General features: G+C 71.2%; 21 protein-coding genes. 12 read left to right on the top strand and 9 right to left on the bottom strand.

Annotation, left to right across the window (positions count from 1 at the left end; genetic code table 11):
* The first annotated feature begins 168 nt into the window (after positions 1–168).
* The 3 genes from OG698_RS30810 (at position 169) to OG698_RS30800 (ending at position 3756) form a co-directional block, all read left to right on the top strand.
* Entirely contained in the window at positions 169–744 is a 576-nt protein-coding gene (locus OG698_RS30810) for a vancomycin high temperature exclusion protein (protein ID WP_399979955.1), read from the top strand.
* Positions 745–1020: 276 nt separating this feature from the next.
* Complete coding sequence (locus tag OG698_RS30805; RefSeq protein WP_406106879.1) at positions 1021–3126, top strand: molybdopterin oxidoreductase family protein; 2106 nt, start codon at positions 1021–1023, stop codon at positions 3124–3126.
* Positions 3127–3204: 78 nt separating this feature from the next.
* On the top strand, positions 3205–3756 hold the full coding sequence (locus OG698_RS30800; RefSeq protein WP_406106877.1) for a DoxX family protein: 552 nt from the start codon (positions 3205–3207) through the stop codon (positions 3754–3756).
* A 133-nt stretch (positions 3757–3889) separates the two neighbouring features.
* Here OG698_RS30800 and cutA read toward each other — a convergent pair whose 3' ends face one another.
* Complete coding sequence (gene cutA, locus OG698_RS30795) at positions 3890–4231, bottom strand: divalent-cation tolerance protein CutA (protein WP_406106875.1); 342 nt, start codon at positions 4229–4231, stop codon at positions 3890–3892.
* Between the two features lie 165 nt (positions 4232–4396).
* Between cutA and OG698_RS30790 the strand changes: the two genes are divergently transcribed.
* Entirely contained in the window at positions 4397–6046 is a 1650-nt protein-coding gene (locus OG698_RS30790; RefSeq protein ID WP_406106874.1) for a M4 family metallopeptidase, read from the top strand.
* A 64-nt stretch (positions 6047–6110) separates the two neighbouring features.
* Here the strand turns inward: OG698_RS30790 and OG698_RS30785 are convergent, their stop codons facing one another.
* Positions 6111–6749, bottom strand: a complete 639-nt coding sequence (locus OG698_RS30785; protein ID WP_406106873.1) for an NADPH-dependent FMN reductase — start codon at positions 6747–6749, stop codon at positions 6111–6113.
* A gap of 292 nt (positions 6750–7041) precedes the next feature.
* On the opposite strand from OG698_RS30785, the gene OG698_RS30780 reads away from it, so the two are divergent.
* The 7 genes from OG698_RS30780 to OG698_RS30750 all read left to right on the top strand — a co-directional run bounded on the left by OG698_RS30780 (position 7042) and on the right by OG698_RS30750 (position 14110).
* Entirely contained in the window at positions 7042–7554 is a 513-nt protein-coding gene (locus OG698_RS30780) for a hypothetical protein (RefSeq protein ID WP_406106871.1), read from the top strand.
* A gap of 136 nt (positions 7555–7690) precedes the next feature.
* Positions 7691–8335, top strand: a complete 645-nt coding sequence (locus tag OG698_RS30775) for a class F sortase (RefSeq protein ID WP_406106870.1) — start codon at positions 7691–7693, stop codon at positions 8333–8335.
* A 98-nt stretch (positions 8336–8433) separates the two neighbouring features.
* Positions 8434–9657: an NAD(P)/FAD-dependent oxidoreductase gene (locus OG698_RS30770; protein ID WP_406106868.1), complete on the top strand. Its 1224-nt coding sequence runs from the start codon at positions 8434–8436 to the stop codon at positions 9655–9657.
* Between the two features lies 1 nt (position 9658).
* Entirely contained in the window at positions 9659–12214 is a 2556-nt protein-coding gene (gene nirB, locus OG698_RS30765; protein WP_406106867.1) for a nitrite reductase large subunit NirB, read from the top strand.
* Entirely contained in the window at positions 12211–12573 is a 363-nt protein-coding gene (gene nirD, locus OG698_RS30760) for a nitrite reductase small subunit NirD (RefSeq protein WP_406106866.1), read from the top strand. Before nirB ends, nirD begins: the two co-directional genes overlap by 4 nt.
* 50 nt (positions 12574–12623) lie before the next feature.
* Entirely contained in the window at positions 12624–13208 is a 585-nt protein-coding gene (locus OG698_RS30755) for a TetR/AcrR family transcriptional regulator (RefSeq protein ID WP_406106865.1), read from the top strand.
* Positions 13209–13342: 134 nt separating this feature from the next.
* Positions 13343–14110: an SDR family NAD(P)-dependent oxidoreductase gene (locus tag OG698_RS30750; RefSeq protein ID WP_406106864.1), complete on the top strand. Its 768-nt coding sequence runs from the start codon at positions 13343–13345 to the stop codon at positions 14108–14110.
* A gap of 22 nt (positions 14111–14132) precedes the next feature.
* Here the strand turns inward: OG698_RS30750 and OG698_RS30745 are convergent, their stop codons facing one another.
* From OG698_RS30745 to OG698_RS30735, 3 genes are all read right to left on the bottom strand, one after another.
* A complete protein-coding gene (locus OG698_RS30745) occupies positions 14133–14972 on the bottom strand; it encodes a carbohydrate ABC transporter permease (protein WP_406106863.1) in 840 nt (279 codons plus the stop codon).
* On the bottom strand, positions 14969–15838 hold the full coding sequence (locus tag OG698_RS30740) for a sugar ABC transporter permease (RefSeq protein ID WP_329581998.1): 870 nt from the start codon (positions 15836–15838) through the stop codon (positions 14969–14971). The genes OG698_RS30745 and OG698_RS30740 overlap by 4 nt, the downstream gene beginning before the upstream one ends.
* 110 nt (positions 15839–15948) lie before the next feature.
* Complete coding sequence (locus OG698_RS30735; RefSeq protein ID WP_406106861.1) at positions 15949–17196, bottom strand: ABC transporter substrate-binding protein; 1248 nt, start codon at positions 17194–17196, stop codon at positions 15949–15951.
* Positions 17197–17416: 220 nt separating this feature from the next.
* Between OG698_RS30735 and OG698_RS30730 the strand changes: the two genes are divergently transcribed.
* Positions 17417–17974 (top strand): hypothetical protein, encoded by a 558-nt coding sequence (locus OG698_RS30730; protein WP_406106860.1) that lies wholly within the window; start codon positions 17417–17419, stop codon positions 17972–17974.
* Positions 17975–18006: 32 nt separating this feature from the next.
* On the opposite strand, the gene OG698_RS30725 is transcribed toward OG698_RS30730, so the two are convergent.
* The 4 genes from OG698_RS30725 to OG698_RS30710 all read right to left on the bottom strand — a co-directional run bounded on the left by OG698_RS30725 (position 18007) and on the right by OG698_RS30710 (position 26012).
* Positions 18007–18921, bottom strand: coding sequence for an oxidoreductase (locus tag OG698_RS30725; protein ID WP_406106859.1), 915 nt, complete (start codon positions 18919–18921; stop codon positions 18007–18009).
* 98 nt (positions 18922–19019) lie between these two features.
* The gene (locus OG698_RS30720; RefSeq protein ID WP_406106858.1) at positions 19020–21404 is read right to left on the bottom strand and encodes a discoidin domain-containing protein; all 2385 of its coding nucleotides are present in this window, start codon (positions 21402–21404) and stop codon (positions 19020–19022) included.
* Between the two features lie 233 nt (positions 21405–21637).
* Positions 21638–24355 (bottom strand): pyruvate, phosphate dikinase, encoded by a 2718-nt coding sequence (ppdK, locus tag OG698_RS30715; RefSeq protein WP_362899323.1) that lies wholly within the window; start codon positions 24353–24355, stop codon positions 21638–21640.
* A gap of 394 nt (positions 24356–24749) precedes the next feature.
* The gene (locus OG698_RS30710; protein ID WP_406106856.1) at positions 24750–26012 is read right to left on the bottom strand and encodes an ROK family protein; all 1263 of its coding nucleotides are present in this window, start codon (positions 26010–26012) and stop codon (positions 24750–24752) included.
* Positions 26013–26073: the final 61 nt, after the last annotated feature.

Genomic DNA, 26073 nt, shown 5'->3' with positions numbered 1-26073 from the left:
GTGAACCGGCCGGCGGAAACGTGCGTCCAGTCGTGCGACGACGTTTTCGCAGGGGTGGGGTGGGGGTCAGTGGTGCGGATCCGGTTGCCGCGTACGCGACGGGGGTGGCGGCTGTTCGTACAGGGCGCTGTGGCCGTGTGTGTGCTGGCGCTGTTGCCGGCTACGTGGATGTTCGTGGTGACCGGGGACCGGCTTCGTACGGTTGACGATGCGCCGCGCACGGATGTCGCTGTGGTGTTCGGGGCCGGGCTCTGGGAGGGCGAGCCTTCGCCGTATCTCGCTCACCGGCTCGACGCCGCGGCCCGGCTCTACCGTGACGGGCGGATCCGGGTCGTTCTGGTGACCGGCGACAACAGCCGCGAGGACTACGACGAGCCCGACGCCATGCGCGCCTATCTGACCCGGCACGGGGTGCCGGACAAGGCCGTTGTCAGCGACTACGCCGGGTTCGACACGTGGGACTCGTGCGTGCGGGCCAAGAAGATCTTCGGGGTCGACCGGGCCGTGCTGATCAGCCAGGGGTTCCACATTCGGCGCGCGGTCGCCCTGTGCGAGGCGGCGGGGGTCTCGTCGTACGGCGTCGGCGTCGACGACCGGCACGACGTGACCTGGTACTACGGCGGGGCTCGTGAGGTGTTCGCTGCGGGGAAGGCCGTCATCGACTCCGTGTTCCGGCCCGATCCGCGGTTTCTCGGCCAACGGGAGCCTGGGGTTCGGGAGGCTCTTGAGGTGGGGCGTCGTTGATGCGCCGGGTGGTTGGTGGGGCGCCTCGTGTGACGTGGGGCGGGGCCGCGGGGGTGTGTCCGTCCTCGCCATCGTGGCGCCTCCGCCCTGTGTCCCTTCACCGGCGCTTGCACCTCCGTGCTCCGGGCGGACACACCCCCACGTCCCCTCGCGACGGGTTCGCGGCTGATCCGCCGTTGTTCTCACCGTCCCTCCGGTGCCGCTAAGAGGGCGTCGTGCCTTGGGTGTAATCGGGCGTGGGCCGGCGTGTAACAGCGTGCGCGCAGTGTGGGCGACATGCGCACTGTTACGCCCACCCACTGCCCCTACTGCTCCCTTCAGTGCGGGATGAATCTCGTCCCGTCGGACTCCGGCGGCGTCGAGGTCGCGGAGCGTGCCGGATTTCCCGTCAATCGTGGCGCCCTGTGCGGGAAGGGCCGTACGGCCGCTGCCGTGCTGGAGCCGGGGGTGCGGTTGAGTGGGCCGCTTGTTCGAAAAGGGGGCGCGCTCGAGGCCGCTTCCTGGGGTGAGGCGCTTGATCGTGTCGCCGAGGGGCTCTCCCGTACGCGTTCTGCTCATGGCCCGGACGCGTGCGGGGTCTTCGGCGGGGGCGGGCTCACCAACGAGAAGGCGTACGGGCTCGGGAAGTTCGCCCGGGTCGTGCTCGGGACCTCGCAGATCGACTACAACGGGCGGTTCTGCATGTCGTCCGCCGCGGCGGGGCAGCTCGCCGCGTTCGGGCTCGACCGGGGGCTGCCGTTCCCCCTTGAGGACATTCCGCGTACGGGATGTGTGGTCCTGGTCGGGTCGAACATGGCCGAGACCATGCCCCCCGCTGTCCGCTATCTGAACGAACTGCGGGAGAACGGCGGCACGTTGGTCGTCATCGACCCCCGCCGCACGCGCACCGCCGAGCTCGCCGACCTCCATCTCGCGCCCCGGCCCGGGACCGATCTCGCCCTGGCCCTCGGCATGCTGCATCTCGTGGTGACCGAGGGGCGGGTCGACGAGGAGTTCGTGCGCACGCGGACACGCGGCTGGGAGGACGCGCGGGCCGCCGTGATGGCGCACTGGCCCGAGTACGTGGAGCGTGTGACCGGCGTTCCGGTGCCTCAACTGCGCGAGGCCGTACGGATGTTCTGCGAGCCCCAGGCCGCGATGGTGCTCACCGCGCGTGGGCCCGAGCAGCAGTCCAAGGGCACCGACACCGTGGGCGCCTGGATCAACCTGTGTCTCGCGACCGGGCGCGCCGGGCGGCCCCTTTCCGGGTACGGGTGCCTGACCGGGCAGGGCAACGGGCAGGGCGGGCGCGAGCACGGGCAGAAGGCCGACCAGCTGCCCGGGTACCGGAAGCTGACCGACCCCGCGGCGCGTGCACACGTGGCCGGTGTGTGGGGCGTCGACCCCGACTCCCTTCCCGGGCCCGGCCGTTCCGCGTACGAACTGCTCGACGCGCTGGGGTGTGACGTACGGGCTCTGCTGGTCATGGGGTCGAATCCGGTGGTGTCGGCTCCTCGTGCCGCCCATGTGGAGGGCAGGCTGCAGTCACTCGACTTTCTGGCCGTGGCCGATGTGGTGCTTTCCGAGACCGCCGCTCTTGCCGATGTGGTGCTTCCCGTTACCCAGTGGGCCGAGGAGACGGGGACCGTGACCAGTCTGGAGGGGCGTGTGCTGCTGCGGCGTCGGGCGCTCCCGCCTCCGGACGGGGTGCGGAGCGATCTGGAGGTGCTGCGTGAGCTGGCCGGGCGGCTGGGGGTGGAGAAGGGGTTCCCGGCCGATCCGGAGGAGGTTTTCGAGGAGTTGCGGCTGGCTTCGGAAGGGGGGCCTGCCGACTATGCGGGGATCTCTTATCAGCGGCTCGTCGAGGAGGACGGGGTGTTCTGGCCCTGCCCTGAAGAGGAGCATCCCGGGACGCCCCGGCTCTTTCTGGAACGGTTCGCCACCGAGGACGGGCGGGCCCGGTTCGTCGCCGTCTCGCACCGGGCCGCCGCCGAGGAGCCGGACGCCGAGTTCCCGGTCCATCTGACGACCGGGCGCGTCGTGTCGCAGTACCAGTCGGGTGCGCAGACCCGGCGCGTGGCCGAGCTCAACGCCGCCGCGCCCGGCCCCTTCGTGGAGCTGCATCCGCGGCTCGCCGCGCTGATCGGGGTGGCGGAGGGCGAGCCGGTCGCCGTCGTCTCCCGGCGCGGGCGGGCCGAGGCGCCCGCCCGGATCACGGCGGGCATCCGGCCCGACACAGTGTTCATGCCGTTTCACTGGCCGGGCGCCGGGCGCGCCAATAACCTGACCAACCCCGCTCTCGATCCGACGTCCCGGATGCCGGAGTTCAAGGTGTGCGCGGTACGGGTCGAGGCGGCCGGTACCGACTCCGGTCACCGCTCGGACGGTGTCGTTCACGTTTGAAACATCGTGGGCGGGCGGTTAGCTTGGTTATAGCTTGAAAGTTCAAGCATGCCTCTTCCGAGTCAGGAGAACCCCCACGTGACCTCTCTCGCGAACCAGCTCGGGCCGCTCCGCGCGCCCGGCACCCCCGCCCCCGCCGCGCCCGCCCACGCCTATGACGTCGGTCTTCTCGTACTGCGCCTCGCCCTCGGCCTGACCATGGCCGCGCATGGTGCGCAGAAGCTCTTCGGCTGGTTCGGCGGAGGCGGCATCGACGGCACCGGGCAGTTCTTCGCCGCGTCCGGCTACCCCTCGCCGAAGGCGTTCGCCCTGGTCGCCGGGCTCAGCGAGACCCTCGGCGGGCTCGGCCTCGTGCTCGGCCTGCTCACCCCGCTGGCCGCCGCGGCCGTGGCCGGCACCCTGGTCAATGCCATCGCCGTGAAGTGGGGCGGCGGATTCTTCGCGCCGCAGGGCATCGAGTACGAGCTCCTGATCGCCCTCGGCGCGGTGGCGCTCGCCCTGACCGGCCCGGGGCGCATCGCCTTCGACCGCTTTCTGCCGGGCCTTCGGTCCCACCGCCTCGGATACGGGGTCGCGGCCGTGGCCCTCGGTTTGGTCGTGGCGGGGATCACGCTGGTGTTGCGTAAGTGAGGTCGGTCGCGAATCGGTGACGTCGCGCATCGGTGAGTCGGTGACGGTCCGGGTGCTGGAGCGCTCGGACCGTCGGCTTTCCCGGCTTCCTCGCGACCCTGGATCCCGGCCACGCACCACTCGATTCCCGTACTCAGACTCCGCCCGTCTCCCCCGCGATCCACGCCAGGTACCCGGCGCTCCCCCGTACCACCGGTGTCGCGATGATCTCGGGCGTCTCGTAGTCGTGTGTCTCCAACAGCCAGGACTCCAGAGCCTCGTAGCCCTCTGCCGTGGTTTTGAGTAGCACCTGCCATTCCTGGGCGGTCTCCGTGTTGCCCTGCCAGCGGTAGACCGACATGACCGGCCCCGCGATCTGGGCGCAGGCCGCCAGGCGTGCCTCGACCGCTCCCGCGGCCAGGGCTCGGGCCTTGGCCTCGTCGTCGGTCGTCGTGAGGACCGTCAGGGCCAGTGCGTTCATGTCCATCGCGTTCATGTCCGTTCCTTTCACAGGCCGTGCGCTCGTGATTCTGCACGTGAACACCTATTCACAGCTCCACCACGGGGGCGCTATGGACATGACATGTCATGGACCCTTAAATCTGAGACGTCATCAGTGTGACCCCCTTCAGCGCGCCCGCGCGCCGTCACTAGGAGCCCGATGAGACCTGCCCGGACCACATCGCGACTCACCACCGCCGGGATAGCCACGGCGGCCGCCACCCTGCTGGCCGCCGCCCTCGCCCCCACCGCGGGCGCCGACTCCGGTGACCCCACGCCACCCACCCGGGCCGACGCCGTACGCCATGCGACGGCCGCGCTCACCGCCGAGGCCGCCCGCCTCGGGATCACCGGCGCGCAGGGCGCCTCCGTGCGGGACGTCGTCGTCGACGCCGACGGCACCCAGCACGTGCGCTACAACCGCACCTACCGCCAACTGCCTGTTCTCGGCGGTGACTTCGTCGTCCATCTGAACCGAGACGGCGGCTACCGCTCCGCGAACCGCGCGGTCCTCGGCGACCTCGCCGTGCCGAGCGTGACGCCGGGGCTCCCCGCCCCGAAGGCCGCCGACATCGCCGCCGCCGCGCTGCGCGCCGCCAATCCGGGCGAGCTCCTGCGCAAGGTCGTCGCCAAGCCCGCGCTCGTCGTGGACGCGCTGCACGGCGCGCCGAAGCTGGCGTGGCGCACGGACACCGCGGGCAAGGACTCGCTCGGCAACCCGGTCGCCCGCGTCGTCCTCACCGACGCCACCACCGGCAAGCAGATCGACGCCTGGGACAGCATCGAGACCGCGACCGGCGACGGAAAGTCCCTCTACGCGGGCACGGTCCCGCTGGACACGACGCTGTCCGGTTCGACGTACCAGCTCAAGGACGCGACGCGGGGCGGTACCTACTCGGGTGACGCGCAGAACAAGACCGACGGCTGCATCCTGACCATCTGCTGGAGCCGCGCTCCCGCGGTGGTGTTCACCGACGCCGACAACCACTGGGGCACCGGCGCGAACTCCGACCGCTCGTCGGCCGCCGTGGACGCCCAGTACGGGACCGACACGACGTGGGACTACTACAAGAACGTCCACGGCCGTAACGGCATCGGCGGCGACGGCAAGGGCTCGTACAACCGCGTCCACTACGGCAGCAACTACAACAACGCCTTCTGGGACGACACCTGCTTCTGCATGACGTACGGCGACGGTGACGGCTCGACGTTCGGGCCGCTCGTGGCGCTCGACGTCGCCGGGCACGAGATGTCGCACGGCGTCACGTCGAAGACCGCGGGGCTCACCTACTCGGGCGAGTCCGGCGGCCTGAACGAGGCGACGTCCGACATCTTCGGCACGCTCGTCGAGTTCTACGCGAACAACGCGTCCGACCCGGGCGACTGGCTCATCGGCGAGAAGATCGTGAAGCCCGGCTTCGGCCAGCCTGCGCTGCGCTTCATGGACAAGCCCAGCAAGGACGGCAACTCCGCCGACTGCTGGAGCTCGTCGGTCGGCAACCTCGACGTGCACTACTCGTCCGGGGTCGCCAACCACTTCGCGTACCTGCTTGCCGAGGGCAGTGGGCCGAAGGTCATCGGCGGCGTCCAGCACAACAGCCCGACGTGCAACGGCTCGACGCTGAGCGGCATCGGCAAGGACAAGCTCGGCAAGATCTGGTATCGGGCCCTGACCGTCTACATGACGTCCTCGACGAACTACGCGGGCGCCCGCACGGCGACCCTCAGTGCGGCGAAGGACCTGTACGGCGCCGGCAGCGCGGAGTACGCCGCCGTGGCCGCGACCTGGTCTGCCGTGTCCGTGGGCTGACATCGCGCATGAGTGAGGGAGGCCCCCGTAGTCGTCGGCTGCGGGGGCCTTCGGTCGCCCGGTCTCAACTGCCGTACGGGCGTACCTCCTTCGCCTCCCGCAGCGCCTTCGCCCACCACGCCAGCTGGTCGAGCATCGCCTTCACCGCGGCGGCCGGCGCCTCGGGGTCCCGGTGGGCGCCGGATTCGTCGAAGTGGCTGCCCGCATGGGTGAAGGAGACGGTGTCCCGGACCGTGACGGCGTGCAGCTCGGCGAAGACGGTGCGCAGGTGCTCGACCGCGCGCAGACCTCCGGAGATGCCGCCGTAGGAGACGAAGCCGACCGGCTTGGCCTGCCATTCGGCGTGGTGCCAGTCGATGACGTTCTTGAGGGACGCCGGGTAGGAGTGGTTGTACTCGGGGGTGAGGACGATGAAGGCGTCGGCCGCGGCCAGCTTCGGGGTGACCTTGGCCAGCTCGGCCCGTACCTCGGCGGACGGGTCGTAGGAGAGCGCGATGGGCAGGTCGGTGGCGGCTACGTCGATCACGTCGACGGCGAGGTCGGGGCGCTTTCCCAGCAGGGACATGAGCCAGTCGGCGACGACCGGGCCGAAGCGGCCCTCGCGGTTGCTGCCGATGACGACTGCGACCCGTACGGGGGTCTCGGTGGGGGCGGTATCGGGGACGGTGACGGGGGCTGCGGTCTGCACCGCTGTGGCGTTCATGGCGCAAGCCTGTTACCTGAAGCATGGTTGAGGTCAAGCGGGCGCCGCGCGGAGTCCGGTCACCCGTTCACCGGCGTCCGCTCCTCCTTCGGCTTCTTTTCTGCGACGCGCCGGTGACCTGCTGGAATGTTCCTGCCGGGGTGTCAGATGACGCCCTTTCACCGGTTTTCTGATGGTGCATCAGGAGGCGTTCCGGGGCGAGTGCCACTTACCTCGGTAGGGCAGGGGCGTGACCGACGCAGCGGCACTTGGGGGTGCCGCGGGCCGTGCCCCCTCGGAGGAGCACGACACGATGCGCACATCCCGCCTGCTGACCGCCGCCGCGCTCGCCGCGGCCGCCGCGGCACTGACCGCTGCGCCCTCGTACGCCGGTAAGGGCGGTCTCGAGGTGTACCCGGCGAACGCCACCGCGGGCGCCACGGTCACCGTCAACACCACCGCGTGCGGCGCGAGCCGTGCGGCCGCCGGAGACGCGAGCGCGGTCGGCGCGGGCACCTTCACGCTCGCCCCGGGCTCGCAGGAGAAGGGCGCCGTGGGGCGGTTCCAGGTGCCTCCGTCGGCGCAGCCCGGGACGTACGAGATCGTCGCGAAGTGCTCCGGCGGCGGGCAGGTGACGGGCGATCTGATGGTCGCGCTCGCCTCCTCGTCGGACCAGGTCCGTCCGAAGGGCCATGTGGAGACAGGGGTCGGCGGCGCGCTCGGCACCGACCCCGTGAAGACCACGGCGGGAGTGGCAGCGCTTGCCGTCGCCGCCGCGGGCGGTACCTGGCTCCTGCATCGCCGGGCGAGAGGCGAAGGGATCTGACGGGCGCCGGACGGACGACCTCCGCTGTCCCTCCGGCCTCCTGGTACCGCTTGTCCTCTCCTCTCCCGGCCGCCCACCCCCCTCGCGCGGCCGGGAGAGGAAGGCTCCCCTCACCGATTTCGACCTGGAGAAGCCGATGCCTCAGGCGCGCCGCCGCAGAGTCAGCAGCGGACTCATAGCCGCGGTCACCGCTCTCGCCCTGTGTCTGGGCGCCTGGCTGCTGCTCCAGGGCACCGAGATACAGGGGCCGCCGCAGCCGTCCACGGCTCAGGCCGGGGCCGCGCTCCCCGGCACCGGCCACGAACCGCCCGGCGCGGCCCCCCTCTCCTCCTCGCCCCCCGACCGCATCCGCATCCCCTCGATCCGGGTCGACGCGCCGCTCATGGGGCTCGCCCTGACCCCGCAGGGCAGCCTGGGCGTCCCGCCGCCGCAGCAGAAGAACCTGGCCGGCTGGTACGAGGCCGGGACCGCGCCCGGCGTCCGCGGCACAGCGGTCGTGGCCGGCCACGTCGACAACGCCGAGGGGCCCGCCGTCTTCTACGACCTGGGCGCGCTGACCAGGGGCCGCACCATCGAGGTCGACCGCCGCGACGGCTCCGTCGCCGTGTTCACCGTCGACGCCGTCGAGGTCTACGACGCCAACGCCTTCCCCGACGAGAAGGTGTACGGCGCGGCCGACCGGCCCGAGCTGCGGGTCATAACCTGCGGGGGCGGCTACTCGAAGCAGACCGGCTACCGGGGGAACGTCGTGGTGTTCGCGCATCTGACGGGCAGCCGCTGAGCCCTCACACCACCCTCTCGCACTCGCTGAGCGCAGCGTTCCCCGTGGGAAACGGGAGGGATGCGGCCGGGTAACACCGGCCCCGCAGGCTGCCGTGCATGAACTGTTCGACGGACCCCGGGCGCGTGGTGGTGATCGGCACCGGCCTCGCCGGTACCCGGCTCGCCCGGCGCGTGGGCGCTGCCGCCGTACTCATCGGCGAGGAGGCGCACGCCCCGTACAACAGGGTGCTGCTCGCCGAGGTCCTCGCGGGCAGTTACGGCGCCGACGTCATCGCGCTGCCCCGCCACACCGGAACCCACCTGCGGACCCGCGCCGTCCGTATCGACCGCGACGAGCAGGTGGTGCGCTGCGAGGACGGCTCCGACGTCCCGTACGACACCCTCGTGCTCGCCACCGGGTCGAACCCGGTCCTGCCTCCTCTGCGCGGCCTGTTCGCGCCCGGTGCGGCCGAGCTGCCGGGCGGGGTGCACGCCTTCCGCACCATGGACGACTGCCTGGCGCTGTCGCGGGCGGTGGTTCCCGGGGTGCGCGCGGTCGTCGTCGGCGGCGGGCTCCTCGGGGTGTCCGCGGCCCGTGCGCTCGCCCGGCGCGGCGCCCAGGTGGTGCTCACGCAGCAGTCCGAGCGCCTGATGGAGCGCCAGCTCGACCCGCGGTCCTCGCGTCTCGTGCACGAGCACCTCACCGCGCGCGGCGTCGAGGTGCACACGCAGTGCCGCGTACGGGGCGTGGGCGTCGTCGACGGGGCGGTCCGCAGCGTCGAGCTCGCCGACGGCTATGTACTCGACACGGATCTGACGGTCCTCGCGTGCGGGGTGCGTCCCCGTACGGGGCTCGCACTGGCGGCGGGGCTCGACGTGCGCGAAGGGATCGTCGTCGACGACGATCTGCGCACCTCGGACCCCCGCGTCCGCGCGGTCGGGGACTGCGCCCAGCACGCGGGCCGCGTCTACGGGCTCGCGACCCCCGCCGTCGAACAGGCCGACGCGCTCGCCGAGAACCTGCTCTCCGGGCGGCGGCGCCCCTACGCGGGCACCCGCACCCTCACCCGGCTGACCCTGCCGCACGAGGCCGGGCCGCTCGACCTCGCGGCGTTCGGGGAGACCGAGGCGCTGCCCGGTGACGACGTCGTGCAGCTCGCCGACGCGACCCGCGGCACGTACCGCAAGGTCGTCGTCCGCGGCGACCGGCTCGTCGGCGGGGTGCTGGTCGGCGAGCTCGGCACGGTCGGGGCGCTCGCCCGGGCCTGGGAGGCCGACGACCCGCTGCCCGACGACGGCGCACCCCTGCTCCACCTGCTCACTCACGACGGAGGCCTCTGAGATGCCCACCATGCCCACACTCGTCCTCGTCGGCCACGGCATGGTCGGCCAGCGCTTCCTCGAGGCCCTGGCCGAGCGCGGGCTCACGGACACGCACCGCGTCGTCGTGCTGTGCGAGGAGCCGCGCCCCGCCTACGACCGGGTCCAGCTCACCTCGTACTTCTCGGGCCGCACACCGGACGAACTCTCTCTCACGGACACGGAGTTCATCGCCCGGCACGGCATCGAGCTGCACCTCGGGGACCCCGCCGAGCACATCGACCGCGCTACGCGGACGGTCACGGCGCGCTCCGGTCTCCAGGTCACGTACGACGCCCTCGTCCTCGCGACCGGTTCCTACCCGTTCGTGCCGCCCGTGCCCGGCAAGGACGCGACGGGCTGTTTCGTGTACCGCACGATCGAGGACCTGCTCGCGATCGAGGAGTACGCGAAGAAGCACGCCACGACCGGGGCCGTGGTGGGCGGCGGGCTGCTCGGCCTGGAGGCGGCGGGCGCCCTGCGCGGCCTCGGCCTCGACACGCACGTCGTGGAGTTCGCGCCGCGCCTCATGCCGGTACAGGTCGACGAGGGCGGCGGCGCGGCCCTCCTGCGCACCATCACGGGCATGGGCCTGAGCGTCCACACGGGCGTCGGCACGCAGGAGATCCTGACCGAGGGCCCCGACGGTACGGACGGCGCGGTGCGCGCCATGAAGCTGTCGGACGGCTCGGAACTGGCGACCGACCTGGTGGTGTTCTCGGCGGGCGTACGGCCGCGCGACCAGCTCGCCCGCGACATGGGGCTCACGGTCGGCGAACGCGGCGGCATCACCGTCGACGAGCGCTGCCGCACCAGCGACCCGGCGGTGTACGCGATCGGCGAGTGCGCGCAGGCCGTGGACGGCCGCGTGTACGGCCTGGTCGCGCCGGGCTACGAGATGGCGCTGACGGTGGCCGCCTCGATCGCGTCGGAGGAGGGACAGTTCACCGGTGCCGACTTGTCGACGAAGCTGAAGCTGCTCGGCGTGGACGTGGCGTCGTTCGGCGACGCGCACGGCGCGGCCGACGGCTGCCTCGACGTCGTCTACTCGGACTCGCGCTCGGGCACGTACAAGAAGCTGGTCGTGGGTCCGGAGGGGGAGCTGCTCGGCGGGATCCTGGTCGGGGACGCGGAGGCGTACGGGACGCTGCGCGCGCTGACCGGTTCGGTGCCGCCCGTGGCGCCGGAGCAGCTGGTGCTGCCCGCGGGGGCGGGGGCGCCGGTGGCACTGGGCCCGGAGGCGCTGCCCGGCGACGCGGTGATCTGCTCCTGCCACAACGTCACCAAGGAAGCGATCCAGGCACACGCCACGCTGCCCGAGGTGAAGAAGTGCACCAAGGCCGGCACGGGCTGCGGCAGTTGCGTGAAGCTCATCGGCCGGCTCCTGCCCCAGAGCGGCGACAAGGGCCTGTGCGGCTGCTTCCCGCACACCCGCGCCGAGCTGTACGAGATCGTCCGGGTCAAGCGGATCGCGTCGTACGCGGACCTGCTCGACGCGCACGGGCGTGAGGGCGCGCGCGGCGGCGAGGGGTGCGAGGTGTGCAAGCCGGCGGTCGGCTCGATCATCGCCTCACTCGCCCCGACGATCGGCGCCGAGGGCCATGTCCTCGACGGCGAGCAGGCGGCCCTCCAGGACACGAACGACCACTTCCTCGCCAACCTCCAGAAGAACGGCTCCTATTCGGTCGTGCCCCGTATCCCCGGCGGCGAGGTCACCCCGGAGAAGCTCATCGTGATCGGCGAGGTGGCGCGCGACTTCGGCCTCTACACAAAGATCACCGGAGGTCAGCGGATCGACCTGTTCGGCGCCCGGGTCGAGCAACTGCCGCTGATCTGGGCGCGGTTGGTGGACGCCGGCTTCGAGTCGGGCCACGCGTACGGCAAGGCGCTGCGGACGGTGAAGTCGTGCGTGGGGCAGACGTGGTGCCGTTACGGCGTCCAGGACTCCGTGCGCATGGCGATCGACCTGGAGCTGCGCTACCGGGGTCTGCGGGCGCCGCACAAGCTGAAGTCGGCCGTGTCGGGCTGCGGGCGCGAGTGCGCGGAGGCCCAGTCGAAGGATTTCGGGGTGATCGCCACGGCCCATGGCTGGAACCTGTACGTGGGCGGCAACGGGGGTGCGACCCCGCGCCACGCCGACCTCCTCGCGCAGGACCTCTCCGACGCCGAGCTGATCCGGCTGATCGACCGGTTCCTGATGTTCTACATCCGCACGGCCGACCGTCTGGAGCGCACGGCGGGCTGGCTGGAGCGGATCGAGGGCGGCCTCGACCACGTACGGGACGTCGTCGTGCACGACTCCCTCGGCCTCTGCGACGAGCTGGAGGCCCTGATGGCCGACCATGTCGCGCACTACCGCGACGAGTGGGCCGACACCCTCGACGACCCGGAGCGCCTAGAGCGCTTCGTGTCCTTCGTGAACGCGCCCGATGCCCCGGACCCGCTGGTGCGGTTCGTCCCGGAGCGCGACCAGATCAAGCCCGACCTGCCCCTGCTCTCCATCGGCTCCCGCCCCCTGGAAGGATCGGTGACGTCATGACCGTCGCTCCCGAGAAGACCGCCGTGATGGTGCAACTCCACCTGGGCGACGCCTGGTTCACGGTATGCGAGCTGGCCCGGCTGACCCCGGGCCGCGGGGTCGCGGCGCTGCTCCCCGACGGCCGGCAGGCCGCCGTGTTCCTGGACCGCTCGGGCCGCCTGTACGCGGTCGGCAACCGTGACCCGTTCACGGGCGCCGCGGTCCTCTCCCGCGGCCTGATCGGCTCGTCGCAGGGCCGCCCGTTCGTCGCGTCACCGCTGCTCAAGCAGCGCTTCGACCTGGAGAGCGGCACGTGCCTCGACGACGAGACGTACGCGGTGGCCACATATGCCGTGCAGACGACGCCGAGCCCTGCGTGACCGACCACACTTCTTGACCAATCGTTCCAGATACGCCTAGTCTCCCTTCCGTGGCCAGGACCAAGGAATTCGATCCGGACGCCGCGCTCCAGTCGGCCCTAGAGCTGTTCTGGCGGCGCGGCTACGAGGCGACGTCGATGGCGGACCTCGTCGCCCATCTCGGCATCGGCCGCGCCAGCATCTACGCGACCTTCGGCAACAAGCACGAGCTGTACCTGAAGGCCATGGACCGGTACGCCGAGTCCGCCGACGCGGTCATCCTCGCGGACCTGTCGGCCGGCGGCCCCGCGCTGCCGGCCGTGCGCGGGCTCGTCCGGCGCTTCGCCGCCGAGGCGACGGCCGACGAACGGCGCCTGACCGGCTGCTTCGTCACCAATACGGCGACGGAGCTGGCCCCGCACGACACGGCCGCCGCACGCCGCGTGGAACGCAGCTGGGAGCACATCGAGACGCTGCTGCACGCCACGCTCACGCGGGCGCGCGCCCAGGGCGAGCTGCCCGCCGACCGCGACCCCCGGGCACTCGCCCGTCTGCTGCTCGTCCTGATGCAGGGCATGCGCGTCGTCGGCAAGGCATCGCCGGACCCGGCGCGCGTACGGGACGCGGCGGAGCAGGCGCTCGGCCTCCTGAACTGAGCGGCTGCGCCATTGAGCGCTCGAGGGGCCACCCCCTGACCCACCCATGGGTCTTTCCGCATGGCCGCATACTGAACCAATCGTTCTAGAAATACCTGATCCACCCGCCCGACCCACCAGCCAAGGAGCCCTTCATGTCCCGCAGTCGCTTCGCCGGTCAGAGCGTCCTCGTCACCGGTGCCGGAACCGGGCTCGGGCGGGCCATCGCGGTCGCCTTCGCCGCCGAGGGCGCGCGGGTCGTCGTCGCCGGACGGACCCGCGCCACCCTCGACGCGACCGTGGACCTCATCGAAGCGGCGGGCGGCACCGCCGTCGCGCACACCGCCGACGTGACCCGGGCCGGAGACCTTCAGGACCTGGTGCGTGCCGTCGTCGAGCGGTTCGGGTCGCTCGACGTCGCCGTGAACAACGCCGGCGTCTTCCGCGGCGCGGGCCCCGTCGCCGAACTCGCGTCCGGTGACTGGCAGACGATGCTCGACATCAACGTCACCGGCGTGCTTCTCGCCCTCCAGGCCGAGGTCACACAGATGCGGACTCAGGAGCGCGGCGGCGCGATCGTCAACATCTCCTCCAACCTCGGCCCCCACAAGTCCCGGGCGGGCGTGACCGGTTACGCCGCGTCGAAGGCGGCCGTCTCCGCCCTGACCAGGGGCGCGGCCCTCGACCACATCGGTGACGGTGTCCGTGTCAACGCGGTGAGCCCGGGCCCCGCCGCGACCGCCATGTCCCTGCTCCCCGGCGAGACCGAGGCCGAGCGGGCCGTCCGCATGAAGGAGCAGTCACCGCTCGGCCGGGTCGCGACGCCGGGCGAGGTCGCCGCCGCCGTGCTGTACCTGGCGTCCGAGGACGCCGCGTCCGTGGTCGGCACCGACCTGGTGATCGACGGCGGCTCGGCCGCATAGCCCGTAGGGAGAGAGGGTGGGGTCAGTCGTCGATGCCCGAGCGTTCCACCCCCGCCACGATCCACCGCTGGAAGAACAGGAACACCACGAGCAGCGGCACGATCGACACGGCCGCCGCGATGAACAGCTCGTGGAGCCGCACCACTTGGGCCGTGGTGAAGGACGACAGCGCCACCTGGACGGTCCACGCGTTGCGGTCCTGGCCGATGACCAGGGGCCACAGGAACGAGTTCCACGCGCCGATGAAGACGATCGTGCCGACGGCCGCGAAGACAGGCCGGGAGTTGGGCACGACCACCCGCCAGTACGTACGCCAGTGGCCGAGCCCGTCGACACGCGCCGCGTCCTCCAGCTCCCCCGGAAAGCCGAGGAAGTACTGGCGGAAGACGAAGCACGCGAACGCGGAGAACAGGGTCGGGACGATCAGGCCGCGCAGCGTCGAGATCCACCCCAGTGACGAGACGAGCACGAAGCTCGGCACGAAGGTGACCGCGGCCGGGACCATCAGGGTGCCGAGGATCGCGTAGAAGACCTTGTTCGCGTGCCGGTACGGGATGCGGGCCAGGCCGTAGCCGGCGAGCGAGGCGAGGAGCAGGGTGCCGAGCGTCGTCGCCACCGCGATGAGCGCGGAGTTGAGCAGGGAGCGGGCGTAGGGGACGGACGTGTCGGCGAAGAGTTCCCGCACGTTTCCCCAGCGCAGCGAGGACGGGAAGAACGTCCACTCGGGCGAGGTGAGGTCGCTCTCCGCCGCGAGCCCGTTGCGTACCAGGAGGTAGAACGGGATCAGGAACAGGAGCGCCAGCGCGATCAGCAGGGCGAGGCGCAGGGCGCGGCCGGCCCTGACCCGGGATTCGTCCCTCACTGTGCCTCCTTGCGGCCGAGGCCGAACCACTTGGCCTGCCCTACCGTCACCACCGCGATGATCAGCGCGAGCAGCACCGCGCCCGCACTGCCGAGCCCGAGGTTCTGCCCCTGGCCGAGTGCCGTGTAGTAGAGGTAGACGAGCGGGGGCCTGGCGTACGGCGGATAGCCGCGGGCGTCCGAGAGCAGGTTGTAGAACTCGTCGAAGGCCTGGAAGGCGTTGATGACGAGGAGCAGGACGACCGCCACGGAGGTGGCCCGCAGCTGCGGGAACGTGATGTGCCGGAAGACCTGCCAGCCGGGCCGCGCCCCGTCGACGGCCGCCGCCTCGTAGAGGGTGGGGCTGATGCGCTGGAGCCCCGCGAGGAACAGCACCATGTAGAAGCCGGCCTGGAGCCAGAGCCGTACGGTGACGATGACGGCCCAGTACCAGGGCGGGTCGGTCGTCGAAAGCCAGGCGATCTGGTCACCGCCGAACCAGCCGAGGACGGTGTTGGCGAGCCCGAACCGCACCCCGTTGAAGATCGACATCTTCCAGATCAGGGCCGCCACCACGTAGGAGCAGGCGGCGGGCAGGAAGAAGACCGAGCGGAAGAACGCCTGGGCGCGGCGCTGCCGGTTCACCATCAGGGCGAGGGCGAGCGAGAGCGCGTAGGTCGCGGGCACGATGAAGAGCGAGAAGACGAGGAAGGTCCACAGGCTGTCGGTGAAGGCCTCGTTCTTCAGCATCGCCGTGTAGTTGCCGAGGCCGACGAAGTCGCTCGGGGTGACGGTGTTGTGCGCGTCGAAGAAGCTGAGGTAGACGCTCCAGCCGAGCGGGATGTACGTGAAGACGCCGAGGCCGAGGAAGAAGGGCCCGACGAAGATCCAGAACCAGAGGGTGCGGTTCTGGACGCCGGCCCACTTCCGTGCCGTGCCGCCCTGCCCGCGGCCTCTCTGCCGAGGGATCGCCTGGCGGCGGCCCTCTTGCCGCAGGCTCACTTCTTCTTCACGCGGTCGAGCTCGGCCGACACCTTCCGCACGACTCTCCTGAGCTCGCTGTCCGGACTCGCGCCGTCCTTGATGATGCGGCTCAGGGCGTCCTGGTACGCGGTCTGGCTCGCGGGTGTCCACCTCAAGGGCTGGGCGAAGCCGTGGTCGGTCGTGAAGCGGACGGCGTCGGCCGCCGCGCCCTTCCGCAGCTTCGCGGCCTTCTTCGCCAGCGAGACACGGGCCGGGATGTGGAAGCCGTACGAGAGGGCGAAGTCCTCCTGGTATTCGGTGCGGTCGATCCACAGCCACCTGAGGTAGTCCTTCGCGGCCTGCTGGTGCTTGCCACGGGTGGAGACCGCCGCGCCGTATGCGCCGACCGGCACCGACGGCCTGCCCGCGCCGTCCTTCGGGAAGGGCAGGACGCCGAAGTCGTCGCCGAGTTCCTTCTGCACGGTGGGCAGCGCCCACAGGCCCGACCACTGCATGGCGGTCAGGCCCTGGACGAACGCCGACGGGTCGGACCAGTCGGAGGGCGCGCCCAGGAGCAGCGACTTGTCGGCGTACAGCTGGTGGATCTTGCCGAGGGCTCTCGCGGCGGCCGGGTCGTCGAAGCCGACCTTGCCGTCCTCGGTGACGAGTTCGAGGCCGGCCGCGTACAGAGGCGTACCGCCGAGGACGCCCGCGCCGCCGTCGTTGCCGAGGAAGAGGCCCTTCGTCTTCTTCGAGGTGAGTTTCTTCGCGGCGTCCACGAGCTCGTCGAGCGTCTCCGGCGGCTCGACGCCCGCGTCGGCGAGCAGGCTCTTGCGGTAGTAGAGCATCTGCATGTCGATGACCTGCGGGATCGCCCAGATGCTGCCGTCGTACGTCTTCGGAGCGAGGACCGCCGGGTTGAAGTCGTCCTTGACCCCCTCGAACAGGCCGGTGAGGTCGGCGATCTGCTTGCCCTGGATCTGGTCGAGGGTGGGCCCGTTGACCTCGAAGACGTCGGGGCCCGAGTCGGTGAGGAGCGCGGCGGCGGTCTGCTCGTCGTAGTTGCCGGGCCGCCACTGGACGGTGACGTGCGCCTTCTCGTACGCGGCGGCGTACTTCTTCACGGCCTGCTCGGTGCCCTGCTCGCCGTACTGGTGGTACCACTGCGCCAGCTCCGGCTCGCCGCCCGATCCGCCGTCGTCCCGGCCCGTGTTGGAGCCGCACGCGGTGAGCAGCCCCAGCGCGGCGCCGGTCCCGAGCAGTCCCCTGCGGCTGATGGTCATTGATCGTCCCCCTGCTTTTCGCTGCTCTTGAACGCCGGCTTCTTTCGGCGTCCACGGATTCCGACGGCCCAACGATCAACCATGCGGCCGGATTACGACAGAGGGACTACAGCCGTATGTCGGCCCTCCCGTCAGCACGGCGTCAACGTGCGCGGCCGCTGGATCAGCGACGCGTCAAGAGTGCTGTCCTGGGGCCCCGCACGGGCTTACGGTGCGCTGCATGGGACGAGATACGAGGGCGGGATCCCGCGGACGGGCGGCGGCGCCGGCTTCGCAGGACACGGTGGTGCGGGACCGGCGGTGGGCCGCCGATCTGCGGGCGGCGGTGTTCTGCGCGCTCACGCTGTTCTGCCTGATCCTGGTGATCGACACGGCCAACGGCACGCTCAGCGCGGCGCGGGTCGGGCTGTGGGCGGGGCTCTCGGCGCTGCTGCACGCCGTGCTGCATCCGCCGCTGGTCAGCGCGGGTCCCGGCTGGCTCGCCGTGCGCGGCGTCTGGGGCACACGGCGGGTCTGCACGGATCTGCTCACGTCGGTGCGCCACAGCGACGGGGTGACGCCGCGGCTCGTGCTGCGGGACGCGCTCGGCGGGCGCGTCGAACTGGACCCGAAGGTGTTCACCGACAACCCCGTCGTCTGGCACCGCCTGGAGACGGGCGCGCGCCGGGCCCGCGCGAACGGGCTGCTCCGCTGCGGCACCCCGGTCGTCGACCGCCTCGCGGCCCGCATCGACGGCGACGCGGCCCGCGCGGTGTTCGAGGCCTCGGAGCTGGACTAGGGCCTCCGGCGGAAAGGCGCTGGTGGTTCGCCCTAGAACGTCACGCCCGTCAGCTGTTCCGACGCCGCCCACAGCCGCTCCCCCGCCACGTCGTCGAGGGTCCGCCCGGCCCGCCACGACTTCGCGGGCGCCCCGCGCCACATCATCAGGGACGGCCCGGTGAACGAGTCCGGGCGCACACCGGGTGCCGTCGCCGCGTACAGCGTGGGCAGCGCGCCTGCCTCGGCGGGCTGGGCGATGACCCGGTTGCCCAGCTCGACGACCCGCTCGACGGCCTTGCGGCCCTCCATGCGCACGCCCTGCGTCGCGAGGTTCGTGGACGCGTACCCCGGGTGCGCGGACGCCGCGACGACGTCGGACCCGCGCGCCGCCAGCTTGCGCGCCAGCTCGTGGATGAACAGCAGGTTCGCCGTCTTGGAACGGCCGTACGCGATCCAGCGCCGGTAGCGGCGCTCGCTGTTGAGGTCCGCGATGTCGATGTCCGAGAGGACGTGGAACATGCTGGAGACGCTGACGACGCGGGCGCCGGGTGTGTCGAGGAGCCGGGGCAGGAGCAGCCCGGTCAGCGCGAAGTGGCCGAGGTGGTTGACGCCGAACTGCGTCTCGAAGCCGTCGGCGGTCCGCCCGAGGGGCAGCGCCATCACGCCCGCGTTGTTGATCAGCAGGTCGAGCCGCTCCCCGCCGGCGTGCGCTCCGGCGAACTTCCGCACGGACGACAGGTCACCCAGGTCGAGCTGCTCGAACTCGGCCTGCGCGCCCGGCACTTCGGAGCGCAGCCGGTCGAGGGCGGCCGTGCCCCGCGCCTCGCTGCGGCAGGCGAGGACGACGTGGGCGCCCTTGCGGGCCAGCTCGCGTGCCGTGATGTAGCCGATGCCGCTGTTGGCGCCGGTCACCACGGCCGTGCGGCCGCTCTGGTCGGGGATGTCGCTCGCGTTCCAGCCGGTCATGGCTGTGCTCCCTGGACGAGGGGATACGGGGGTGCCCGACTGTACTTACCGGCCAGTAGATGCGGAACCCCGCACCCCCGTTTCCCCTCCCGGAGTGCTCAGCCCCGCACTTCGAACCGGTAGAGCGAGTACCCGTACGTCGTCTGCCGCTTCACCCCGAGCATCCGCACCCGCCGCGCCTGAACGGCGTCGAGGTCGACCGTGTCCACCCCGGCGGTGGTGCGGTCGCGGCGCGCGGCGACGGTGCGCCAGGACGAGCCGGTGGCGTCGGCGGAGACCTGGAGGTCGTAGTCCCGTCCCGCGGCCGTCTCCCAGTCGAGGACGATCCGCCGCACGGTCCGGGTCTGCTCCAGGTCGACCTCGATCCACTCGCCGTCGGTGTACTTCGACGCCCAGCGGGTGCCCGGGTCTCCGTCGGTGGCGTTGGGCGCGGTGAGCGTGGCCGTCTCGGCGGAGGACGCGGTGGTGGGGCGGCCGAGCGCCAGGTCGGGGATGTCGTACACCTGAAGGCTCCACACCGAGTAGCGCGTGCTCGCGCGCTCCTGGCCGCGCAGGCGTACATGGCGCGCGGCGGTCGCCGGGAAGCCGAGTTCGTCCCAGCCCGCGCGGTCGCGGCCGGTGCGCTCGGCGACGGTGCGCCATGCGACGCCGTCGTCGGAGACCTCGACGGCGTACGCGGTGCCGTGGTCCTGCCCCCATTCGACGCGCACGCGCTGTACGGGCCGGCTCCGCCCGAGGTCGACGGCCAGCCAGGGAGCGCGCTCGCGGCCGCTGGTCCACCGGGTGACGGGGCTGCCGTCGGTGGCGTACGCGGGGCGGGACCCCGCGGCCGTGGAGGAGGCGGTGGCGGGGGCGTCCAGGGAGATCTGGTCGGGTTCGGCGAGGGTGGGCGTGAGGGTGGTGAGCCCGGGTCCGGCGATACCGCGCCGCAGCTCGGCCGTGAAGTCGCGGTAGCTCAGGCCCGCTCCGGACCCGCTCCACATCTTCTGAGCGAGCGTGCCGAAGGTCTTCTCGACCAGACCGTGGACGGCCTGCTGGGTGTACGTGGCGTGCACGAGGTCGTTCCACACGGCGGACATGGCGCCGCGCAGCTTCGGGTCGTGCGGCTGGAGGCTCTGGTCGCCGGGGAAGACGTGCGGGGCCCAGCTCTCGTACAGATAGGGGCCGTCGAGGCCGAGCGGGTGGTAGTAGGTGGCGAACGGGACGATGTAGAGGAGCCCGTCGTTCGTGTTGACGATCTCGTAGCCGTCGGCGGTGGCGGCCTTGGGCCCGTACCAGCCGTTGTTCCAGCTGTGGATGGTGACGTCGCGGTCGTAGCCGGAGGTGCCGGAGGGCGCCATCTCGGTGAGGCTGCCCCAGGCGCGGGGGTGTTTGCCGAGGGTGCGCAGGTGGGCGGCCATCGCGTTGAAGTAGCCGCGGTACTGCTCCTCGGGGCCGGTGTACTCGTCGGCGCCGTAGTGGATCTCGGGGCTGCGGAACCAGGGCGCGAACTCGTCGAAGACCTTCTTCATGAAGGCGGTCGTCTCCGGCTCGGCCAGGTCGAGGTGGTCGGAGTTGCCGCCCTTCAGGCCGAGTTCGGGTCGGAAGCGCACGAAGGAGCGGGCGTGCGCGGGCGCGTCGATCTCGGGGGTGAGCTGGACGGCGTGGGCGGCCGCGGTGTCCTCGAAGGAGTCCCAGTCTCCCCGCGAGTACGAGCCGTCGGGCGCGGCGAGCCCGGCCCATTCGGGCTTGTCGCTGCGCAGCCGGAACGCGTCGTAGGCCTTGGACCAGTCGCCGCCGGCCGGGCTGATCTCGTTGTCGTTCAGATGCAGTTGCAGGTCGTTGAGCTTGAACCAGCCCATCAGGCGCAGCTGGTCGCGGATGAAGTCCGGGGTGAAGAAGCGGCGGCCCGCGTCCAGCATGAAGCCGCGCAGCCGGTAGTCGGGCCAGTCGTGCGCGGTGCCGGTGGGCAGTTCGCGGCGGCCGTCGGAGCGCAGGAGGATCTGCAGGACCGAGCGGGTGCCGTAGTAGAGGCCGGTGCGGGTGGGTGCGGTGACCGTGACGGCGGCCGCGGTGACGGTGAGGGTGTAACCCTCCTCCGCGTACCGGTCGCCGCCGGGCGCGTGCCGGTCGGCCGGGTCGAGGACGAGCCGCAGGCCGCCACGCACTCCGCGGCCGGCGCGGGGAGCGCCGGGCCTGATGCCGGTGACCTCTTCGATCTCGTCGGCGAACTGCCGGGCAAGCGACAGGAGTTCACCCGTTTTCGCGGCCTGTACGACGATCGGCGCGCCCGCTTCGAGCCGGTAGCGGCCCGTGGATCCGGCCCAGTTCTGGAGGGCGGGGATGACGACGGGGCGTTCGTTGGCCGCGCTCCCGCCCGCGGCCCGGGCGGCGGCGGACCCGAGCCCGAGCGGCAGGGCGGTGGCTGCCGAGGTCACCGCGAGGGCGATGACGAACGAGCGGCGTGACAGACGCGGTGAAGTCGTACCGTTACTCGGAGGCATGCATTGGACTACACCACTTGCCTTCCGGGCCTCACAAGGGAACGGACATCACAGAACTCCCAAGAGCGCCCGCCCCGCCCACACGACTTCCAAGAGCGCCCGCCCCCGCCCACACGAAAGGGCGGCACCCCCCGCACAAGGGGTACCGCCCTCTCCTTCGGTGCACCGGAGCCGCTGCCTTTCGTGAGGGTCGGGCACCCAGACAACGGCTCCGGAGTTCTGCGGACCGGTTCCTACCGGTGGTCGCTGCCCGTCGACGTCGACGCGGCACGGCCGGCCTCGAGGCGGGCGACCGGGATACGGAACGGCGAGCAGGAGACGTAGTCCAGGCCGACCTCGTGGAAGAAGTGGACCGACTCCGGGTCACCGCCGTGCTCGCCACAGACGCCGAGCTTGAGGTCGGGCCGCGTGGCGCGGCCGGCCTCCACGGCGTTGCGTACGAGGCTGCCGACGCCGTCCTTGTCGATGGTCTCGAACGGCGAGACCCCGAAGATGCCCTTCTCCAGGTACGCCGTGAAGAACGAGGCCTCCACGTCGTCGCGGGAGAAGCCCCAGACGGTCTGCGTCAGGTCGTTCGTGCCGAAGGAGAAGAACTCCGCGGCCTCGGCGATCTGCCCCGCCGTCAGCGCGGCGCGCGGCAGCTCGATCATCGTGCCGAGCGCCAGCTTCAGCTCGACGCCGGTCTGCTCCTGCACCTCGGCGATGACCTGCTCGGCCTCCTCGCGGACGATCTCCAGCTCCTGGACGGTGCCCACGAGCGGAATCATGATCTCGGCGCGCGGGTCGCCCTTGGCGTTCTTGCGCTCCGCGGCGGCCTCGGCGATGGCCCGTACCTGCATGGCGAACAGGCCCGGGATCACGAGGCCGAGACGGACACCGCGCAGGCCCAGCATCGGGTTCTGCTCGTGCAGGCGGTGCACGGCCTGGAGGAGGCGCAGGTCGTTCTCGTTGGCGTCCTGGCGGGACTCGGCGAGGGCGACGCGCACCGACAGCTCGGTGATGTCGGGCAGGAACTCGTGCAACGGCGGGTCGAGCAGGCGCACCGTCACCGGGAGCCCGTCCATCGCCTCGAACAGCTCGACGAAGTCCTTCTTCTGGAGCGGCAGGAGCTCCTTGAGGGCCTCCTCGCGCTCCGCGTCCGTGTCGGCGAGGATCAGGTGCTCGACCATCTCGCGGCGCTCACCGAGGAACATGTGCTCGGTGCGGCACAGGCCGATGCCCTGCGCGCCGAAGCGGCGGGCGCGCAGCGCGTCCTCGGCGTTGTCCGCGTTGGCGCGCACCCGCAGCCGGCGGACGCGGTCCGCGTACGCCATGATCCGGTGCACGGCGCCGACGAGCTCGTCGGCGTCGTCGGCGCCGGCGTGCATGCGGCCCTCGAAGTACTCGACGACCGGGGACGGGACGACCGGCACCTCACCGAGGTAGACCTTGCCTGTGGAGCCGTCGATGGAGACGACGTCGCCCTCCTCGATGACCTGCCCGCCGACCGTCATCCGGCGGCGCTTGGTGTCGACCTCGAGGTCCTCGGCGCCGCAGACACAGGTCTTGCCCATGCCGCGGGCGACGACGGCGGCGTGCGACGTCTTGCCGCCGCGCGAGGTGAGGATGCCCTCGGCGGCGATCATGCCGTCGAGGTCGTCGGGGTTGGTCTCGCGACGGATCAGGATGACCTTCTCGCCCGAACGTGACCACTTGACGGCGGTGTACGAGTCGAAGACGGCCTTGCCGACCGCGGCGCCCGGCGAGGCGGCGATGCCGCGGCCGATCTTCTCGACCTTCGCACTCTCGTCGAAGCGCGGGAACATCAGCTGCGCGAGCTGGGCGCCCGTGACGCGCTGGAGCGCCTCGGCCTCGTCGATGAGGCCCTGGTCGACGAGCTGCGTCGCGATGCGGAAGGCGGCACCGGCGGTGCGCTTGCCGACGCGGGTCTGCAGCATCCACAGCTGGCCGCGCTCGATCGTGAACTCGATGTCGCAGAGATCCCTGTAGTGGGTCTCGAGCGTCTCCATGATCTGCATGAGCTGGTCGTACGACTTCTTGTCGATCGACTCGAGCTCGGCGAGCGGCACGGTGTTGCGGATACCCGCGACGACGTCCTCGCCCTGCGCGTTCTGGAGGTAGTCGCCGTACACACCCTGGTGGCCGGAGGCGGGGTCGCGGGTGAAGGCGACGCCGGTGCCGGAGTCGGGGCCGAGGTTGCCGAAGACCATGGAACAGATGTTGACCGCGGTGCCGAGGTTGCCGGGGATGCGCTCCTGGCGGCGGTAGAGCTTGGCGCGGTCGGTGTTCCAGGAGTCGAAGACCGCGTGGATGGCGAGGTCCATCTGCTCGCGCGGGTCCTGCGGGAAGTCCCGGCCGGCCTCGGTCTTCACGATCTTCTTGAAGCGGGTGACCAGCTTCTTGAGGTCGGAGGCGTCGAGGTCGGTGTCGACCGTGACCTTCTTGGCAGCCTTGGCCTTGTCGAGGGCGTCCTCGAAGAGCTCTCCGTCGACGTCCAGGACGGTCTTGCCGAACATCTGGATGAGGCGGCGGTAGGAGTCCCACGCGAACCGCTCGTCGCCGGACTGCTTGACCAGGCCGAGGACGGACTTGTCGGAGAGTCCGATGTTGAGGACGGTGTCCATCATGCCGGGCATGGAGAACTTCGCGCCCGAACGGACCGACACCAGAAGGGGGTTGTCGGCCTGGCCGAGCTTCTTGCCCATCTTCTGCTCAAGGGCGTCGAGGTGCGCACTCACCTCGTCACGCAGTGCCACCGGCTCATCGCCACTGTCGAGGTAGACCTTGCAGGCCTCAGTGGTGATGACGAAGCCGGGAGGAACCGGCAGACCGAGGTTGGTCATCTCCGCGAGGTTCGCCCCCTTCCCGCCGAGGAGGTCCTTGAGGTCCTTGTTTCCCTCGGTGAAGTCGTAGACGAACTTCACTACGTGGGGATCCTTGTTTTCCGACACGGGTCTCGACTCCTCGATGACTCGGTGGCTGCCCTGACGGCGAGGAACATACCCAGATCGAAGGCATCTGGGTACGTCCACTTGTGCGTCATACGGCCGTAACCACCCGTCCGCCGCTAGATCGAAAGTAACTAACAGGTGGCGGCGCCCGGCTCCTTGCCTTCACTTCTTGAAGACACAACCCCCGTAGACCCCGAATATCGCTCAGGTGAGCGGACTCATTACTCATGTGAGTTCAAGTTGTAAATGATCGAACGGTGGCACTCAGTGCCATGCCTTAGAAATGTACAGCCGTCTTCAAGTTGCTCATCTGAGCGCTACCCCTATCAGGGGTGGCGAGAATCACGCCGTTTCCGGGCCCCGCGATGTCAGCATCCGGACGCAAAGCGGGCGTTCACAGGCCGAGCGCCGCGAGCCGTTCCTCCGCCCGGTCCGGCGCGTAGAGGTGCTCCACGACCAGCGCACCCGCCCCCACCAGGGCAGACCGCTCGCCGAGCCGCGCGGTGACCACGTCCAGATGAGCGGTGGAGCGCGGCAGGGCCCGCTGGTAGAGCAGTTCGCGTACGCCCGTGAGGAAGGGGGTTCCGGCCAGATCCCCCGCGATCATCAGGACCCCCGGGTTGAGCAGGGTCACCACCGTCGCCAGGACCTCACCCACGCTGCGCCCGGCCTCCCGTGCCAGGCGCACCGCTTCGGGGTGCCCCTCGGCGAGCAGCTCCCGCACATCCGATCCCGACTCCGCCGGCACCCCGGCCTCGGTGAGCCGCCGCGCAAGGGCGCGCCCGCTGGCCACCGCGGCCAGGCACCCGTACGAGCCGCACCGGCACAGCGTGCCCGCGCCCTCGGGCACCCGGATATGGCCTATGTCGCCCGCTCCCCCGTCGATGCCCCGGTAGATCCGGCCGCCGACGACGACGCCGGCGCCGATGCCGGTGGACACCTTGACGAGGGCGAACGCCGCGCAGTCCGGGTGTCCGGTGCGCTGCTCGCCGTAGGCCATCAGGTTGGCGTCGTTGTCCACGAGAACGGGGACGCCGCCTGCGCCATCTGCATCACCCGCGTCACGTACATCACCCCCGCCGCCCGTCTGCTCGGCGAAGGCGCGGCTCAGGCGGCCCCTGATGTCGTAGCCGTCCCAGCCCGGCATGATCGGCGGCTGCACGACGCGGCCCGTGGCGCTGTCCACGGGACCCGGGACCCCGAGCCCGATGCCGCACACCGCGTCCGCGGTCCGCCCCGCCTCCTTCAGCAGCCCGGCGAACCAGCCGCCGAGCGCGCCGAGCACCCGCTCCGGCCCCTCGTCGACGGACAGGGCGCCGGAGCGCTCGGCGAGCAGCTCGCCGGTGAGGGTGAGGACGGCGGCGCGCGCGTGCCGGGTGTCGAGGGAGACGGCGAGCACGACCGCGTGGGCGTCGTCGAACTCCAGGCGCAGGGAGGGCCGCCCGCCCGTCGGCGACCCGGCCGGAGCGCCCGCCCCCTCACGCAGCCAGCCCGCCCGGAAGAGCCGGTCGAGGCGCTGGCCGACGGTGGCCCTGGAGAGCCCGGTGGCCTCCTGGAGCGCGCCGCGCGTGGTCGCCCGGCCGCTGCGCACGAGGTGCAGCAGATCCCCGGCGCTCGCCTGGCTCCGCGGCCGCTCTCTCGTCCGGTCTCCGGCCATTCGCACCCCTTGCGTTCGTCAATCGCTTGCGTTCATCAACTGCGCGTTACATATTGGGTTT

Origin of the sequence: Streptomyces sp. NBC_01003, assembly GCF_045162695.1 — a bacterium.
In the GTDB taxonomy this organism is placed as follows: domain Bacteria; phylum Actinomycetota; class Actinomycetes; order Streptomycetales; family Streptomycetaceae; genus Streptomyces.
This window is presented reverse-complemented; position numbering and strand designations above follow the sequence as displayed.